This window comes from Micrococcus sp. KRD077 (assembly GCF_017168505.1).
GTDB classification, from domain to species: domain Bacteria; phylum Actinomycetota; class Actinomycetes; order Actinomycetales; family Micrococcaceae; genus Micrococcus; species Micrococcus luteus.
On the sequence record NZ_JABFAZ010000005.1, the window covers coordinates 33,289 to 35,459 of the forward strand.

Annotated in this window: 1 protein-coding gene; it reads left to right on the forward strand. The window is 69.7% G+C overall.

Translation table 11 applies throughout. The features are described from left to right. Positions 1–603: 603 nt before the first annotated feature. Complete coding sequence (locus J1M39_RS01945) at positions 604–2,169, forward strand: multicopper oxidase family protein (RefSeq protein ID WP_206496411.1); 1,566 nt, start codon at positions 604–606, stop codon at positions 2,167–2,169. Positions 2,170–2,171 lie beyond the last annotated feature (2 nt).

The following is a 2,171-nucleotide window of genomic DNA, read 5'->3' on the forward strand; positions in this document are numbered from 1 at the left end:
GCCGCCCCCTGTCCGGCTGGCCCGCCCTTCGAACCGTTCTGGGCACCCTCGTGTTGATCCTGGGCCTGCTCGGGATGCACGCTGGTACGGGCACCAGCGCGGCTTGGGCCGCCACCGCTACGGCCGCCGCCACAACTGTTCATCACCTCGGGCCGGGCGCCATCGGTCCGGCCGGCATGGTGCCTGAGGTCGTGCTCCCGGCCGAGCCTGCCGGGGATGAGGCAGCCGACCCCGGGCTGCCGGTCTGTGCCCTGGAGGCCGTGGACGATACCTGCGCCTCGGCCCTGACCAAGGCACCTGTCGTGTCCCACTTGGCCTCCCGGGCCCTCCTGCCTAGCCCCGGTGGGGGACTGACCGCACCACCCCTGCCCTGGGTTGCCCATTTCCGGCCCCCGTGGACCCTTCACTGGCTCAACTGGCCGTCAGCCGCACCTAAAGCCCCCGGCCGCGCCCCACCGGTGAGCGCAGGGTCCGCCAATACCTCCGGGTGACAGCGGCACGCAGCCCCGGTACGCCACCGGCCTCACCCAGCAACTGATCAGCCATGCCCGGCCCCGTCGCGCCCGCCTGCGACACGGGGCCGGATGACGGAAAGAAGAACCGATGACCTCCTCACTGACCACCCGCCGCACCTTCCTGGGCGCCTCCGTCGGGGCCCTGGCGCTGGCCGGGCTGGCCGCCTGCGCCGATCCCGTCATCAGCCCCCAACCGTCAGGGCGCATCCTGCCCACCGACCCGCTGGTCGCCGAGTACGAGAAACGACGCGCCGCCTCGGGCACCACCGTCACCCACCGGCTCTCCGCCGCACCCCTCGAGACCTCCCTCCAGGGTCGGGGCCTGACCACCTGGGGATACAACGACGGCCTCAACGGGCCGCTGCTGCGCGCCCAGACCGGGGACCTGCTCAAGGTCAGCGTCGCCAACGACCTGCCCGAGGACACGAGCGTGCACTGGCACGGGCTGGCCCTGCGCAACGACGCCGACGGAGTCCAGGGGGTGACCCAGGACCCCATCGCCGCCGGAGGACGCTATACGTACGGCTTCCGGCTGTCCCATCCGGGCACGTACTGGTACCACTCCCACTTCGACACCCAGCGCGAACGCGCCCTGTACGGGGCCCTGATCGTCGAGGACCCCAACGAGCCCCTCAGCTACGACCAGGAATGGGTCGTGATCCTGGACGACTGGCTCGACGGGATCACCGGAACACCGCAGGACGTCGTCGAGGAACTCTCCGCCGGGATGGACATGTCCGGCGACATGGAGGGCATGGCCGGCATGGCGGGCATGGACCACGGGTCCATGAGCCAGGACAGCTCCTCGGGCATGCCCATGAAGCACATGCTCATGGGCGCTGAGAGCGACTATCTGGGCGGGGACGCCGGCGACGTGAAGATCCCCGTGCACCTGTTCAACGGCCGCCCCCCATCCGACCCGGACACCTTCTCCAGCACCCCGGGCAACCGGATCCGCCTGCGCTTGATCAACGCGGCCGGAGACACCGCCTACCGGGTCGGGATCCCCGGCCAGGAACTGACCATCACCCACACCGACGGGTTCCCGGTCCAGCCCCGCCAGGCCGATGCCGTCGTCCTGGGGATGGGCGAACGCCTGGACGTGCTGATCACCCTCGGCGACCAGGCGGTGCCCGTACTGGCCCTGCCCGAGGGCAAGACCGGCCACGCCTACGGCATCATCGCAGCCGGTCCAAAGACCACGCTCTCCGGTCGGCTCCCGCAGACCCTGGGCGGAACCGTGCTCGATGGCAGCCGACTGAAGGCACACGAATCCGTCCTGCTCCCACCCAAGGACCCGACCAGGACCCACGAGGTACGCCTCACCGGATCGATGATGGAGTACGACTGGGGCATCAACGGGCGACGCTTCGACCCGGCCAACCCCTTCGAGGGCGCCTTCGAACTCCGGTTGGACGAACGCGTGCGGGTCACGATGACCAACGACACCGACATGTGGCACCCCATGCACCTGCACGGCCACACCTTCCAGCTGGCCGACCATGGCGCCCGCAAGGACACGGTCATCATCAAACCCCGGCAAACCGTCGTCTTCGACTTCGAGGCGGACAACCCGGGCCAGTGGCTAACCCACTGCCACAACGCCTACCACGCCGAGGCCGGGATGATGGGCGTCTTCTCCTACATCCACTGACC

Excerpts from the sequence above, each read along its gene's own strand:
- J1M39_RS01945 (WP_206496411.1), top strand. The coding sequence starts at position 604 with ATGACCTCCTCACTGACCACCCGCCGCACCTTCCTGGGCGCCTCCGTC.